Below are 16,155 nucleotides of genomic sequence, written 5' to 3'. Positions count from 1 at the left end.
AATGGATGCCACCTGTACAATACAGGATAGCATCCATGTGTTCAGCCTAGTTCATAAATATGTGTCCAGGATTCTGGGTACATATCAGTCTCCGCCGTTTATTTAAAACACATATATCAAAGTGACTTTACCACTCGTGCACCTCTACTTCTAACCCCCACGTGCTGAACAGTGAATCCGCAGCCTCCTCCACAGTCTGACCATCAGGAAGTGCCATGTAACTTCCACTCACGCTCACTATTCCGTCACCACAGTTACTATAGGCTATCCACAGTGCACATTCCTCCCCAGCTGGGATCACCCACACCTGATCCAGCACCGGTTCACTTACTACATACGCCTGATCATACCTAAGTATTGATGAGGCCGCCAATGCACTCGCTCCCCCAGCGCTGGCGGTCACATAATTTCCAAATGCCAAGCATGCATTTTTTTCAACACGGTCTCTGGCCGTATCGGACAGGGACGTTTCACCATCAGTCTGCCCCATAATGAATTTTGCTGCTTTATCCGAGATTATCACAACTGCAATCTTGCCACTTGTGTCGGCTATATTATCCCCCCAGTCACTTGCGACTTCAGCAACATCGTCACTTCCGCCCATTATCTTTATATAAGCTTCATCATTTGCAAGTTCGTTCACCGAAGCCGCCACATCTAGGGCAGTCTCCTTGAACCACTCCTCATCCGGCGTATTGACCTTGAACTTTCCTTGACTCTCTATACCCGATTTGGTTCTATCTGTTTTATCACTGCTTACCACTGATGAACATCCCACAAGTCCCACCAGTGCCGCAAGCACACATATCACAATTCCTGTCTTTTTCATATTCCATTTACCCATTTTTTCTCGATATAAGCCCATTTTTAATGTCTTATTATATAAAGAAACATTCTCCATATTTTTCTCAAGTATCCATATCCTTGATTTGTCTATAATACAATAACTCCATACATTTACACAACCGTTTAAAACTTAAATAATCTTTTTACTGCCCGTCCGGATATTCAATGGATATTACATCTTAGCTCTACTTGTCACTTAAACACTTCCTGTCCGTGCTCTTTAAAGTATACCATCATCTCATGTGTGAGACTCAGGTGCTCCGGATAGTCTGGAATATCATCACGGTTCACCCACTCTCCAGTTGCAAGCTCTTGTCTGTCTATGGTCAGATGTCCGTCACCGCCCTCCGGTATGTCTGCCTGACAGAAATAACCCATGAGAAGATTGCTGTCATAGCCCCATGGCTGTGACTTGTAATAAGTGATATTCTTAACGCTGATGCCGACCTCCTCCATGACCTCCCGTCTGACGGTCTGCTCAGCACTCTCCCCTATCTCGGTAAATCCCGCTATCAGGGCATATCTCTTGTACTCCCTGCCCGCATATGTGGTAAGTATGATCCTGTCGCCGTCGATCACGCCCACTATGACAGCAGGAGCTATGACTGGAAATATCAGCCTGCCGCATGACGGACATCTGAGCATCCTCTCTTTCTCATCATGAACAGTTCTCTCTCCACAGGCACCACAGAACCTGTTGGTCCTGTACCAAAGCGACAGATGCCAGCCTGTCGCCGCCGCAAGAACCGCAGTCTTCGGATAGCAAGCCCTTGTCTTATACATGCTTCGGTATTCATAGCCCGGGGCAGCAAGTCTGTTATCTCCATTCCACATAAAATATGCGGTATCATCTATTGAAAAGAGATAAACCAGATCCCCTATTTTCCTATCGCATCCGGTTATTTTCTGCAGTTCTCCATACGTCATAAACCCAAGCAGGTTCTCATCATCCATAACTTTCGCAAATATCATTTTCTCAGAAAAAGAGAGAACCATATCATGATCCTCTGGTTCTCTCCTGTTACTATATTGATTATTAAACCTCTGTGGTTCTATATCCTGTATCATACCTATATTTCCTCCACTATTCCAGATGTCCAAAGATCTCAAAGAGAATGACATCCCTCATTTCCCATATTATTTTCCTTCAAAGACTTCAGCCTGTCAATCCTTAATGTTGGTTACAGCCATGCCATGTAAACATAAAAAATCAGACAATCGGTATTTCACCAATTGCCTGATTTTTTGGTAGTTATTATATTTAAAATCTTTATCGGGGATTCCCCCCACTCATCATTTAAGCCTCTGCCTTCTCAGCATTCTCCTTCTTCATAAGAACGAGCTTCTTGATACATGTGATGGCCACGATGATACCAAGCACGATAAGGAATACTGCTACTATAAGCTGAAGTCCCTCTACAAGGAATGTTGCTGTTCCAGCCTGGAACTTCTGTACATTGCCTATTACATTGAGCACGATAGCTGTAAATGTAACAGCAAGCATTATCAGCATAGGTGGGTAGAGCATTGCGTGCTTTCTGTTTGTTGCCTTGAGGAATACTGCTACGCCTATAAGTACAAGGGCTGCAAGCATCTGGTTTGCTGATCCGAAGAGTGGCCATACATTTGAATATCCACCCTTGCAGAGAAGATAACCAAAGAACAGTGTTATAACTGTTGCAAAATACTTGTTTGTAAGTATCTTCTGCCATACAGGCATCTTGGATGTATCTGTTGTGTCTCCCATGAAGAGCTCCTGGAATGACATACGTCCGATACGTGCAACTGAGTCAAGTGATGTAAGAGCAAGTGCTGATACACACATTGTCATGAATACATTTGCAACTGAGTTTGGAAGTCCGAACTTCTCGAGGAATCCTGCGATACCCTGTGAGAAGATCTGGAAAGGTGTAAGACCCTCTGGAGCCTTGCCGCCAACTGCGACAGCACCAACTACTATAAGTGAGATAACTCCGAGGAGCGTCTCAAGGATCATTGCGCCATAACCTACGAAAAGCATATCTTTTTCATTTCTTACTGTCTTAGATGATGTTCCTGATGAAACAAGGCTGTGGAAACCGGAAACCGCACCACAGGCGATCGTTACAAACAATGTTGGGAACAGATAACTCTTAGCTCCTGTTGATGATACAACTGTGAAACCATTGAATGCATTCAGGTTCATATCAGGATGTCCTACCAGAACTCCGACAAATGCACCAACTAACATACCGATGAGCATGAATGTTGTCATGTAATCTCTTGGCTGCATGAGTAACCACATTGGAAGAACTGATGCGAGGAAGAGGTAAGCCATGATTACGTAATTCCACTGGTCACCATTTAAGTACCAAGGACATTTCATACCTACTGCAAACATTGCAACGATGAGGACGATGGCTACTATAGCTTTGAGCCACTCCTTCATATTCTTGCATGTCTTCATAACCACACCGAATACCATGGCTACTACTATGAACAACATTGAAACTGTTGCCGCTGCAGCACCATTGAAGTTCTTTGTCACAGCTCCGTCAGTGCCTGCTGTGAAACCGTTAAATGTCGATGAAACCATCGATGTAAATGCTGCTATAACAAGAAGTGTGAACAGCCAGCAGAACAGTGAGAAGAATCTTCTTCCTGCCTTGCCTATGTACTTCTCGATGACAAGTCCTATTGACTTACCACCATTTTTAACTGATGCATAAAGTGAACCAAAATCCTGAACTGCACCAAAGAATACGCCTCCGACAAGCAGCCAGAGTAAAACTGGAACCCATCCGAACATAGCTGCGATGATAGGTCCCTGGACAGGACCGGCACCTGCTATCGATGAAAACTGATGTGCAAATACTGTAAGCTTTGATGATGGTACATAATCCTTGCCATCCTCATTTGCAACTGCTGGGGTCTTTGCATTTGGATCTACACCCCATTTCTTTGCAAGCCATCTTCCATAGCCAAGATAGCCAGCACCTAAAACTACTACTGCGATAAGAACAATTACCAAACTATTCATATCTTTCTCCTTTCTCACGCCTTATGACGATATCTCATTTTTTGCAAAGAGTAAATAAAAAAAGGCTTTCGTCTTTATGCAATCTCATAAAGACGAAAGCCTGTATACTTCCGCGTTACCACTTTATTTGCCATCATAAAAGGATGACCTCTCTGACCTTATCTCGCCTGACCACTACTCACTGTCTATTGAAATAAGTTTCTATGTAACGGTAGAAAACCGGTGACACCTAATGTCTCTGGCATCTCATGACCAGGGAATTCAGTGCACTGCTCGCAGAGGATAATCATCAAGGACATACACCGTCTCACACCAACCGGCGGCTCTCTGAAGTATGCGATCTTTGACGACCGTATTCTGTTCTTTGCATTTGCTCTTTGTTCGGTACCTAAACTAGCACTGAAGTATTTTAATGTCAACCCATTTTTGCAAGTAAATAAAAACTCGCATTTTTTTCAAGTGTTTCAGCGTTATATGTACGCCTGCGGCATATTTTTTCTTGTGAAAACAAAGTATTTTTATCATCGGCTCTCAAGACGTTCATGCCATCTCTTTCTTTCCTCGTCCGACCGGGATCTGTGCCAGAAGTATTGCGGCAAATATCAGCCCGCATCCTGCAAGCTGTCTTACCCCCATACGTTCTCCAAGGATGATCCAACCGGCAATGACAGAGAATACCGACTCAAGGCTCATGATCATTGAAGCGACAGTGGGATTTAGTCCGTTCTGTCCAACTATCTGAAGTGTATATGCCACGCCACACGACAACACTCCTGCATAGAGTATCGGAATCCACGCACTCAATGTACCGAGAGGCTGCACCCATGCCGCAATTCCAGCCACACTATGATGCATCTCCGAGAAAAACGCCGGGAATATGCTGAGAATCCCGCATACCCAAAACTGTATACATGACATTCTGACTCCATCCACAAGCGGTGAGAAATGGTCTATCACTAGTATATGTACTGCAAAAAGCAATGCACATACAAGCACCATAAGATCACTGCTCTGAAATGACAGTGAGCTGCTCATACAAAGCAGATAAAGCCCCACCACAGCTATAACTATTCCAAGCCATATATTCCAGCCACATTTCTTCTTCAAAAACAGACTCAGAATTGGAACCAGCAATATGTAACACGCTGTGAGGAATCCCGCTTTTCCCGCCGGTGTTCCCATATAAAGTCCAAGCTGCTGTGCAGAGCTTGCCAGGAACAGAACAGTTCCACAGCATATACCGCCAATCACAAGTCTCTTTCTATCTGATCTATTACTCGGTTTCCTATCAGATGGTTTTATCCTGTCAATTATAAATATGACCGGTATAAGAACAGCACCGCCGATCAGTGACCGTATTCCGTTGAAAGAGAACGGTCCAACCGCATCTCCTCCCTGTCTCTGCGCAACAAAGGCTACGCCCCATATAAAAGCTGTCAAAACTAGCAGCAGTGAATTCCTTACCTGTCTACTCTTCATCTGTGAAACCTCTCGTTCTTTTTAATCCGTGCCACAGCATACAACATACAGGCACTCTATTATGTGTTGAGAATTGAACTGAGAAAAGCCTTTGTCCTGTCATTCTGCGGATCCCCGAACAGCTGCTCCGGAGTTTCATCCTCAACTATGATCCCATCGGCCATAAATATAACACGGTCAGCCACTTCCCTGGCAAACCCCATCTCAAGCAGCAGTTTTTGCTGTGTTTCTTTATCAATCCTCCCAACAGTTTTATCATTTTCCCGGTGAAGAAACAAGTCCCCATGTATATATATTTTACCGTTTTACTACATACACAAAAAGCGGCAATGGAGTTCATATGGCTCCATTGCCGCTTTTTAATATCCCGACTCCAGCCTTTGCTCAAATTCATCCTTTGGCAGGGGCTTGTCAAACACATATCCCTGTACTATATCACAGCCAAGCTTTTCCAGATAGTCAAGCTGCTGAGTTGTCTCAACACCCTCCGCAACTGACTTTTTCCCGAGCCGGCCTATGAGGTCTATTATGCTTGAAAACATTACTATATCCTGATGCTTATTATTGTTTACATCGTCAAAAGGTATCAGCGATTTGTCTATCTTGATGGTATCAAGGTCAACCTTTTTGATCATGTTGAGCGAAGAAAATCCTGTACCAAAATCATCTATGGATGTACTTATGCCTCGTTCCTTGAGTCTTCCTATCACGCTGGACATGATCTCATAATTCTGATAATCCTCACTTTCTGTGAGCTCTATCTCAATATAGCTTCTGTCTATCCCAAATCTGTCTATGGTACCGGTTATTCGTTCCACCAGATCGCCTTCTTCCAGATGTCTTCTGGAAAAATTGACTGATACAGGCACAATCTTCAGACCTTTATCCAGTCTGCTCTTCAAAAAACCGCATACCTGCTCAAGCATATAATAGTCAAGTCTGCACACGCTGCCCTCTCTCTCAAGCTGCGGAATAAATCTCGCAGGAGTGACCACCTGTCCATCTCTCACCCAGCGTACAAGTGCCTCCGCACCATATATACTTTTGTCCGCAATCCTCACCTTTGGCTGATAATACACTACAAACTCGCCTGCAGCGAGTGCCTGGGGAAAAGCGGCCAGAATCTCCTGGTCATCCATAAGATGCTTCTGAATCTCTTTTGTATATACCACTATAGAGCCCGCTCCGGTTTTTCTTGCTGCCTGATACGCAATGCTGGTTCTGGCCATAACTTCCCTCGGCTTATCAACGCCTTCCAGGCAGGCTATCCCCGCTGTAACTCCCAGCTGTAATTCTCTTTTGACAGATCTGAACTCATGACTCATATGAACATCTTTAATCTTGCTTATAAAATCAGACGCATTCTCATTACGACAAATTACAACGAAATTATCTCCTCCAAGCCTTGCTATCTCCTCATCGCTGTCAAGATATGACTTCACCATCTGCGCATAATTTCTAAGTATCACATCTCCCTGTGAATAATCAAAAACCTTATTCACATACTTGAAATTGTGGATATTAAAAAATATGCCTGTATAATCACCAATCCGTCCGTTTTTTATCAGATTCACCGCATAATACATCAGGGAATCCTGACTGGCAACACCCGTGTTGATATCTGTATTCATGATCTTTTCAAGCATGCACTGAGCCAATGTCCGGTTGTACTGAATAAATATCTCCCTAAATATAAACCTGTGTGTCTGTATCTCCTCTTCTGAATAACCCGGACCATATGGATAATCCTTGATAAACACAGTACCACCGGTTCTGATCTTCATCTCTATATCAACGGGGGTACCCAATTCAGTCACTTCTCTCTCGTATAATACCGCGCTGCTTCTTTCTCCAAGCGGCATAAACCTGTTTTTCGGAATATCAACAGTAATCTCCGCCTTTCCCAGCCTGAGCCTGTCAGCAATAGCAGCAAGACCATTCCTTATACACTGGATTCTCTGTTGCTGTGTATCCGCGTCCCCGCTTATGCACTCGAAGAATTCTTTCATCTGACTGTCCATTTGTATGCTTTTATCAATTGTATTATCCATTCTCTCTCCTCCAGCCTTCGCCACATAGCCCGTATCGTCCGGTCTTAAATATCAAAATCGGCCCAAGCGCATCAAAAATTAATAAATATAAACTCTTCCTATATTATAGCAGTGGAAAAATGAATGCACAATGTATTATCCTACCCCTGACGTCTTTTGCCCCAGAAAAACAAGGCAACTGTGCCAGGTCCTGTATGACTTCCTATGGTAGTTCCTATATAATTGATTTCCACCTTGCCATCAAGTTTTGGAAATCTCTCCTCAACAAGCCTTGCCACAGCCTCGGCATCCTCCATACATGCAGACTGCGATATATAGCACTTGCCGGAATAATCAAGCCCATCCTGTGCATTCTCCTCCATGCGCTTTACTATCTCCTGAATAACCTTCTTTTTACCTCTTATCTTTGATCTCGGTATCAGCCTGCCCTCGTCATCCATGTTGAGAAGTGGACATATTCCAAGTATTGTGCCGACTGTTCCAGCAGTCTTGGATATTCTTCCGCCTCTGATATAAAACGTGAGATCCGTTGAGAAGAACCAGTGGTTCAGGTCCAGCTTATGCTGTTCTATCCAGTCATGCAGCTCGTCTATGGACCTGCCTTCATCTCTCATGCCTGCCAGCGTGTCCATGATCAGCCCATATCCCGAGGAAGCCCCCAGGGAATCTACCACATAGAGTTTCCTGTCAGGGAATTCTTCCTCCAGATCCTCCCTGGCAATATTTGCAGAGTTTATAGACCCGCTTATTCCCGATGACAATGTCAGGTGAAGTATGTCATACCCCTGTTCAAGATAAGGTTTCCAGAAATCATAATATTCATCTGAATTCACCTGCGAGGTCTTCGTAGCCGCACCCTCTGTCATCTTTCTGTAAAATTCCTCAAATGGCATGGTCTGTCCCAGGTCATCAGGATGCTCCACACCATCAAGCTCGTAGTGAAAGCATATATATTTTACGTCTATTTTGTCAAAATGCTCCTTTGAAAGATCTGCTGTTGAGCAGCAGCTCAAGATATACTTTGCCATGTTTGTCCACCTCTCCAATATATTTATGATTACTTTTTTACATTCGCGTTTTCTTTTGATCTAGTATTAGCATTCTCTTTCGATTTAACATCCACTTTTTCTTATCATCGTTTCTTGCTTACTATTGTATCATCATCTGTACTTTATTCATAGTCATAAATACGATAAAAAACAGGCAAAAATACCCACAACACGTTGTTTTAAAAACCATGTCATGGGCGTTAATATATATGATCATTTGTCATTTAAAATACAGTTGTTATCGCAAGTCGTTCCTCAATCAGTTTTTTCGCAGTGTTGAACCGATCAAGATAATCTCCCGATATCGTCTCACAGTGTACCCCATACTTGTCAAACCACGCCTTGAGCAAATCGCTGTAATGCCTTCTCTCCCGCATTATTTTCTCATTCCGGGTCCCATCCTGGACAAAATCCGTTCCATCAGGATCAAGGAACAACACAAGATCCCACTTATTTGTTGCATTTATCGCGCCCGCCATATCTGTAAGCCTGCGTTTTTGTTCATCATCATCCATGAGCAGATCACAATAAAATCCCGTAGTCAGTGCATCGGTATCCACAAACAACAGTCTGTTGCTATGCCTGGCTGCCCTGCGTACCTCGTCCTTCTGTCTGATGAAGTTCTCCACCAGATCATCTTCAACCATGAAATTCTCGCCACCCGCGTACTCACAGGTGTCACGTCCTATCTCCCGTACAAAATTCGTGTTATATGCCAGCGCAAGATTCTCAACCAGTGTGGATTTTCCTGTGGATTCACCGCCGACAACCAGAATCTTTCTGACGTAGTGATCCCTGCACACCTCTGGAATATACTCCCAATGCGCCGTCGCCCACTCACGGATCTCTGTCGAGGATACCGGAACCTCCGCCCTGTCAAAGTACACGACCTCACTCTCCGGACAGTACAGGCTCTCAAACCTGCCGGTTCCAAGATAATCCGAACCACAGAACACTGCATCTATAGGCTTTCCTATCGTGTCCTTGATATCCTGTGCTCCCTTTTCCCAATAATAATCCGTATTATATTCTTCTTTTGAGACCGCCTTATCCTCTATCATGATTATCTTCACATTTGGCAGATGTCTTGTACTGTTAAGTATCCAGCGATATCTCAGTTCCTTTGAGGCAGACTCTCTGCCCTCACACCAGCTTATCATCACATACAGTTCCTCACACATCGCCGCAGCACGTATGATGTCGTGGATGTGTCCTATGTGAAGCGGATCAAACGAACCCCCATACATTCCTACCTTATATCTATACATAACTTGTCAGCCTCCCTTACTCTGTTGCCGTGCCGTCTTCGAAAACGTGTACTTCGTCCAGGCGATTTCTTCTGACCTCACGTTCCCATCTGACACACATAATAACGGCATTTCCAAGGTACACTATCCACATGAGCAGCGTTGCTATGTTGTCATTGCCACTCACAAAGTTTTGTGCCCACATATATATTGTAAACACATCTACCGCAATCCATATCCACCACTGCTCCGCGAACATTCTTACAGATACAACCATCGCCACAACCGATGAAACCGTTGTAAACGCATCCACAAATGGCATGGCATCCCCGAGTCTCTTTAACAGCAGCCCATACAGAAATGTGCCAAGTGCCACCGCCAGCACCATGAATATCCTTCCCACCGCCTTCATGTGTTTCTTTCTGACCTCATGCGTCTCATCATTCATATGCCTTGACCACACATAGAATCCAACAAACTGCATAGGCACATAATATAGCGCATTGAGCATCGTCTCTCCGTACAGTGCAGCCTTATACGATATAACCGCGTAAAGCACAGTATTCACAAGACCGAATATGTACGCTGACAACTTTCCTTTTCCCGTGCACACTACACAGACCACGCCTGTGGTGGACGATATGATCCCCATAACCGTATCATCCCAATATATGGACAGCCCCACGATGACTGCACATGCGATAAGCAGCCAGGTGACCTCCAGCTTCTTCCAGCCCTCTATCTCATTTTTTATAAATTTCTTAAATGTCATCTATTCATTCCTCCCTTTTAAACATCAATCCACTACACTATAGTCTCTACTTCCTTGCATCATTCCTTCGTGTGAACAGTTTGGCAGGTCTGTATCTCTCACCGGACTGATATGCATCAGTCTCCTCAACATATTCCACAATCTTTCTTCTGAAGTTAGGTGTGGTAAGTTCCATGTCCCATATCTGTTCATATACATTCTGAAGCTCAGTGAGTGTAAATCTATCCGGCAGCAGGTCAAATGCCAGCTTCATATCTCTCCTGACATCCTCCCGCAGTCCGAGCACCGCTTCCGTTATGATTCTTGCGTGGTCAAATGCCAGTCCTTCACATTCCTCTATATAGTAACTGTCCGAGCTTCGTCCGCATGAGCTCATATCTGTTCTGCGCAGCACTGCAGTAAGTTTTATATCAGAGTCTGCATTCTTGAGGACCAGCCTGTATTTTTTCCCGTTTTGGACTTTATGTGAAGCTTCAACTTCATTTTTCACATTTTCTTCACCTGTACCTGACACTTCTGTTGCCTCTGTTGAAACATCTGTCAGTTCAACTGTAAACCATCTCGCATCCTGTGCATCATCTCCTGCCTTCAGGCGGCAGGCTCCGGCGTTCATAAGTGCCATATAAGTTGATGATATGACCCAGCCTCTCGGATCTCTGCCCGGCTCGCCATACACTCCGACAAGCTTTACATATGCATCGTCTATACCCGTCTCTTCGCAAAGCTCTCTTCTGGCTGAATCTATGACATCCTCACCTTTTCTGCAGAACCCACCGGGCATAGCCCAGCTTCCTTTATATGGGAATCCACCTCTTCTTATCAGTAGTATCTTGAGCTTCTTCTCCTGAAGTCTTCTTACATCCTCGCACTCGTCATCCTTCATAACTGAAAATACAACCACATCCGCGGCAACAGATGGCCTGTCATATTTCGTCAGATCATATCCGGCAAGGAATTCCTTCTCTTCGTCACTCATCTCATATGTCTTCATACGTATGCTTCATCCTCCTTTATATTTCCGCCGTTATCTGATTATGTCCACCTGACACATCGCCATGGTGGCGAGCGCAGCCTCATGGCTCTCCGGCGTCACCCCGGCACAGCACTTCGCATCGACCTTAACATTTATCTCCGGGTACAGAGCCTTGATGATCAGAGCATTCGACACGACACATATATCCGTACAGAGACCTACAATCTCAACATCCTGAAGGTCGAAGTCTCCCCATCCTGTATATCCAAAGCTGGTCTTGTTGATGTATATGGCTCCCGGGACTTCAAGACCAGCTGCGATCTCCCAGCCCTCAGTTTCCTCTATACAATGCGGAACCGGGAGATGACGACCCTCGTTTGTCTCCATGTAGTCCTCATAATGCGTATCCCTTGTGAAGATGATCTCATCCCCGCGGTCAGCATACTCTCTTATCTTTGCTTTCACATTTTCCACGATGGCTGCTGCCTCCTTTGTGCCTAGTGCCCCATCAATGAAATCATTCTGCATATCAACTACTATAAGTGTCTTTTTCTTGTTTTTGTCCATAATTTTTTCTCCTTTTCACATTCAACTTTCTGCTTTCATGAGGGAATCCACAAAGGCGCGGATTCCTTATAAAGCATATAAGTACATATACATGTGCCCTCACCGCCGCCATTATTATCGTTTTTGATAATATCTTCAGGTTGTTTTATATAATATTATCATTTTGATAATATGTCAACCCATTATTTGAAACTCAATAGAAAAAGTGGCATAGCTGATATTCCACGTTCCAAACGAAACCCGCATGTCAGCTATGCCGCACCTTTATATTTCTATCATATTTTTTATATACAACACACTATCAGTCCACGCTCTGCTTCAATTTCCTGAGCAGTACAAATGCAAAGAACAGCACCGATATAACCGCGAACACCGCACCTACAAAACCGATATATGATATCGCGCCCTTGTCGCACACAATTCCGCCGATCCAGCTTCCACCTCCGATACCGAGGTTGAAAAGTCCTGAATATATGGCAGTCGCCACTGCGGAGCTCTTCTCATCAACACTTCTGATGACCTCCGACTGCGTGGTCACATTGAACGCCATGGCTGTTATTCCCCAGAATGCACATAGGAGTACCATGGTCGCCAACGTCTTTGACGCCGGAAGCAGAAGCAGCAGCCACACAAGAAGAGTTGCCATGACTGTACCGATGAATGCAAATCTGTGCTTGTCATAAAGCTTTGAGAACAGATAGCTTCCGAGAAGTCCCATCGCTCCAAATATCAGGAGCACTACAGTGATGACATTGTTCTGGAGCTTTGCAACCTGCTGCATGAACGGCTCTATATAACTGTACACCGTGTAGTATCCAAGCACGAACAGTATCGTCTGAATATACAGGCAGATGAGCACCGGATTCTTCAGAAGAGCAGGGAGATCCTTCACATGGAACTGCTCTCCGCTTGCGATCTTAGGGAATACAAATGCCATGTACACCAGAACCGCAAATGCTATGATTCCAACGATGAGGAATGTAACTCTCCATCCCATATACTGTCCAACAAGTCTTCCAAGCGGAAGCCCGGCTATAGTAGCTATGGATGTTCCAGTCACGACCATGCTCAGTGCAAATGATCTGTGTTCTTCATTTACAAGTCTTATGGCAACCGGTGAAGCTATCGACCAGAATATCGCATGGGTACACGCAACGCCTATACGCGATGCCATGAGCACTCCGTATGTCGGCGCGATCACGGACATGATCTGGCATATTCCAAACAGTGCGATCGTTCCCATGAACAGTTTCCTGAAATCTATCTTCGACACAAGAAGTATGAGCGGCAGGGACAACAGCATGACTATCCACGAATACACTGTGATAAGCATTCCCGCCTTCGACTCCGATATGCTGAACGACTTTGCAATGTCTGTCAGCAAGCCAATTGGCATAAATTCCGATGTGTTGAATATGAACGCCGAGACGGTCATTCCCACAAGCGGAAGCATTTCTTTTCTCGTCAATCTACTCTTCATATTTATTCCTCTTCCTAATAATATGTGGTATATATGATTATTTTTTTGTTCACCAGCCACATATTATAGGAAATGGAATTATGAGTCAATGCACTTTTGAATGGTTATACTGTCCAAATGTTAGATTGTACAAAAAAGAAGGCCGGAAACTCTCCGGCCTTCAGGGTTAAGGGAAAATTTTATGTGAAAAATTGTAGTACACTTACTTTACTGTGAGTCTCTCAAATGTCTCGCTCTCTTCAGGAATCGATCTGAGTCCTCCGCGCTTCTCGACACACAGGCTCGCAACCGCATTTCCGTATCTTGCACACTCTGCAAGCTCATCTATACTGAACTCCTCCAGTCTCTTATCCGCTCTGACAAGCTGTGATACAAATGCTCCCCAGAATGAATCTCCAGCCCCCGTCGTATCTACCACATGGCTGACGAATCCGGGAACCTTCCGGCTTCCATCCCTGCTGCATATCAGCACACCCTCACTTCCCAGGGTAACCGCAACAAGTCTTACGCCGCTTCCCAGAAGATACTCTGCTGCCTCTTCCGGATCGGAAAATGGTGTGAGTAGCGCTGTTTCCTCGTCCGAAAGCTTCATTATATCTACAAATGGAAGAATACTCTTCATCCTCTCCATCGCATTTTCTCTGCTGTCCCACAGCGGTGCTCTGTAGTTCGGATCATACGATATCACCGCGCCGTATTTCTTTGCCTCCTTCACCGCCTGAAACGTGGTGGTTCTGGCCGGTTCATCCGTGAGAGACAGCGAACCTATATGGAACACCTTTGTGTCTCTTAGCAGGTCGGCATCCACTTCCTTGTAACAGAGCATTGTGTCCGCTCCCGGCTTTCTGGCAAATGAGAATTCACGCTCTCCGTTCTCATCCAGAGTGACAAATGCCAAAGTGGTAAATACCGTATTGTCAACCACTATACCTCTGGTATCTATCCCTGCCTGCTTTGCCGTCTCAACAAGGAAATTGCCGTGCATGTCATCTCCAACCTTACCAATGAAGGCAGTTTTAAGCCCGGCTTTACCGACTGCCGTGAGCATGTTTACCGGAGCGCCTCCGGGATTCTGCTCGAAGAGCTTCATCCCGGAATCAGTGCTTCCGGCAGGGGTAAAGTCTATCAGGAATTCACCAAGAGCCACAACATCATATTTCTTTTCCATGTTGGATCCTCCTTGTGAATTTTACTTTCCTGTGATCTCTATGTCATAGAATTCTACTCTTGCATCCTGTGCCAGAAGTCCCGTCTCAAACTCAGGCTTCGCATATATTCTGTATGTAAACGCCACCTGTTCTCCGACAAATACCTCCACCATATCATGGTCAACGATGATCTTCACATCTATCTCGCTGCCCTCTGTTATGTCAAATGTCTTCTCGCACACTCTGACTCCATCAGGGCCCGGCTCCGTTGCAGGAGGCACAGCCTGACAGGACTGAACCCAGAACGGGTCAACTCCCATAGGAAGATTTACCAGTGACACTCTCTGCATGGCCACATCGAACTCAAGGAGAAGGCATCCGCTTGCTTCCTTGTCTGACTTGAGCAGTATACCGAAATGGTCATACACCTCTCTAGGCATGATCTTGCACTTCAGCATGTAGCTCTCCTCGTTGTGTCCAAGGAATCCGTATGTACATGTGCTTACTGAATCCATCTCAACCAGTCTGTCTCCGTGAAGCTCTGCATTTCCAAGTACAGGGATGTAATCCCATGCCACAGGCTTCTCAAATACATGCTCATATTCCTTTGGAAGCTTTACGTCAAGTCCTCCATCCGCTGTGGCAACTACCTCATGCGGCACGCAGAAGGTTCCGCCCCAGTACCATTCACCTCTGTCGCTTCTGTCTGCTCTGTCGTGAGCCCAACCGAAGTAGAAGCGTCTGCCGTCATCATCCTGCATGGACTTGGCTGCGTAGAATCTTCTTCCGCCTATGCCATCCTTCTTTGGCTTTCTCCATGGGCCAAATGGTGACTTTGCAACTCTGTATATTGTATTTACATATTCTGAGAATCTTGAGTATGAGAGATACCAATTGTCTCCCATCTTGTACATCTCAGGGCACTCAGGACAGTTGGTGTGTCCCGGTGAATATATCGGTCCGTAATATTCCCAGTTGACCAGATCCTTTGATCTGTAGAGAACTATACATCCTCTTCTGGTTATCGGCATATCCAACCTTCTCGCTGATATGAGGATCCAGTAACATTTGTCCTCCTCATTGTAGAATACATATGGATCTCTCCAGTCAAGCTTCTCGTAAAGCTCTATCATAGGTGTGATGACCGGATTGGCTGCATCCTTCACCCACGTGATTCCATCGTCGCTTGTAGCGTGGCATATGGTCTGCTGATACTCTGCGGTGAGGCAGTAGCCTGTATAGAATGCATGGTATTTGCCCTCGCCGTATATGACTGATCCAGTCCATACTCCTGATGCATCCGGCTCGTCGCCCTCGCCCGGATAGAGCGCTGTAGGAAGCTCCTCCCAGTGCACCAGATCATCTGATACACTGTGGCTCCATGTTGTTCTGAGTCTTGCCGGGTACACTGTTGTTCCCGGAGGGGAAGTCAGTGAGAATATATGATATTTACCCTCGTGGTAGAAAGGTATTGCATCTCCCGTGGAATCCGCGAAGGACATCTTTCTAAAAATCTCCATATTA

At 45.1% G+C, this 16,155-nt stretch carries 13 protein-coding genes, 1 pseudogene and 1 other annotated feature; all 14 genes and pseudogenes read right to left on the bottom strand.

The annotated features are described in order from the left end of the window. Positions 1–127 precede the first annotated feature (127 nt). On the bottom strand, positions 128–829 hold the full coding sequence (locus ARA78_RS12335; protein WP_055280613.1) for a hypothetical protein: 702 nt from the start codon (positions 827–829) through the stop codon (positions 128–130). Positions 830–1,038: 209 nt separating this feature from the next. Then, positions 1,039–1,914 (bottom strand): NAD(+) diphosphatase, encoded by an 876-nt coding sequence (nudC, locus tag ARA78_RS12330; protein ID WP_055274084.1) that lies wholly within the window; start codon positions 1,912–1,914, stop codon positions 1,039–1,041. A 229-nt stretch (positions 1,915–2,143) separates the two neighbouring features. Next, on the bottom strand, positions 2,144–3,865 hold the full coding sequence (locus tag ARA78_RS12325) for a carbon starvation protein A (protein WP_015534048.1): 1,722 nt from the start codon (positions 3,863–3,865) through the stop codon (positions 2,144–2,146). Between the two features lie 85 nt (positions 3,866–3,950). Further along, positions 3,951–4,239 (bottom strand) — a binding site (T-box leader). Positions 4,240–4,405: 166 nt separating this feature from the next. After that, on the bottom strand, positions 4,406–5,344 hold the full coding sequence (locus ARA78_RS12320; protein ID WP_055223640.1) for a DMT family transporter: 939 nt from the start codon (positions 5,342–5,344) through the stop codon (positions 4,406–4,408). Between the two features lie 59 nt (positions 5,345–5,403). Continuing rightward, positions 5,404–5,550 (bottom strand): annotated as a pseudogene (locus tag ARA78_RS13760) (polar amino acid ABC transporter ATP-binding protein); the annotation flags it as partial. A 153-nt stretch (positions 5,551–5,703) separates the two neighbouring features. After that, a complete protein-coding gene (locus ARA78_RS12315; protein WP_055280612.1) occupies positions 5,704–7,395 on the bottom strand; it encodes a putative bifunctional diguanylate cyclase/phosphodiesterase in 1,692 nt (563 codons plus the stop codon). A gap of 140 nt (positions 7,396–7,535) precedes the next feature. Then, complete coding sequence (locus tag ARA78_RS12310; protein WP_055280611.1) at positions 7,536–8,423, bottom strand: DegV family protein; 888 nt, start codon at positions 8,421–8,423, stop codon at positions 7,536–7,538. 245 nt (positions 8,424–8,668) lie between these two features. Further along, positions 8,669–9,712: an AAA family ATPase gene (locus ARA78_RS12305; protein ID WP_022215839.1), complete on the bottom strand. Its 1,044-nt coding sequence runs from the start codon at positions 9,710–9,712 to the stop codon at positions 8,669–8,671. Positions 9,713–9,728: 16 nt separating this feature from the next. Then, the gene (gene pnuC / locus ARA78_RS12300) at positions 9,729–10,463 is read right to left on the bottom strand and encodes a nicotinamide riboside transporter PnuC (RefSeq protein WP_015534054.1); all 735 of its coding nucleotides are present in this window, start codon (positions 10,461–10,463) and stop codon (positions 9,729–9,731) included. Between the two features lie 46 nt (positions 10,464–10,509). Continuing rightward, complete coding sequence (locus ARA78_RS12295) at positions 10,510–11,454, bottom strand: NUDIX hydrolase (RefSeq protein WP_055280610.1); 945 nt, start codon at positions 11,452–11,454, stop codon at positions 10,510–10,512. Between the two features lie 33 nt (positions 11,455–11,487). Beyond that, positions 11,488–12,003 carry a cysteine hydrolase family protein gene (locus ARA78_RS12290; RefSeq protein WP_055280609.1) on the bottom strand — a complete coding sequence of 172 codons (516 nt, stop codon included), beginning with the start codon at positions 12,001–12,003 and terminating at the stop codon, positions 11,488–11,490. 301 nt (positions 12,004–12,304) lie between these two features. Further along, entirely contained in the window at positions 12,305–13,483 is a 1,179-nt protein-coding gene (locus ARA78_RS12285; protein WP_055280608.1) for a sugar transporter, read from the bottom strand. A gap of 202 nt (positions 13,484–13,685) precedes the next feature. Continuing rightward, complete coding sequence (locus tag ARA78_RS12280; RefSeq protein ID WP_055280607.1) at positions 13,686–14,651, bottom strand: carbohydrate kinase family protein; 966 nt, start codon at positions 14,649–14,651, stop codon at positions 13,686–13,688. A gap of 21 nt (positions 14,652–14,672) precedes the next feature. Beyond that, positions 14,673–16,151, bottom strand: coding sequence for a glycoside hydrolase family 32 protein (locus ARA78_RS12275; RefSeq protein ID WP_008402272.1), 1,479 nt, complete (start codon positions 16,149–16,151; stop codon positions 14,673–14,675). Positions 16,152–16,155 lie beyond the last annotated feature (4 nt).

The organism is Coprococcus eutactus (genome assembly GCF_001404675.1).
GTDB lineage: Bacteria > Bacillota > Clostridia > Lachnospirales > Lachnospiraceae > Coprococcus > Coprococcus aceti.
This window is presented reverse-complemented; position numbering and strand designations above follow the sequence as displayed.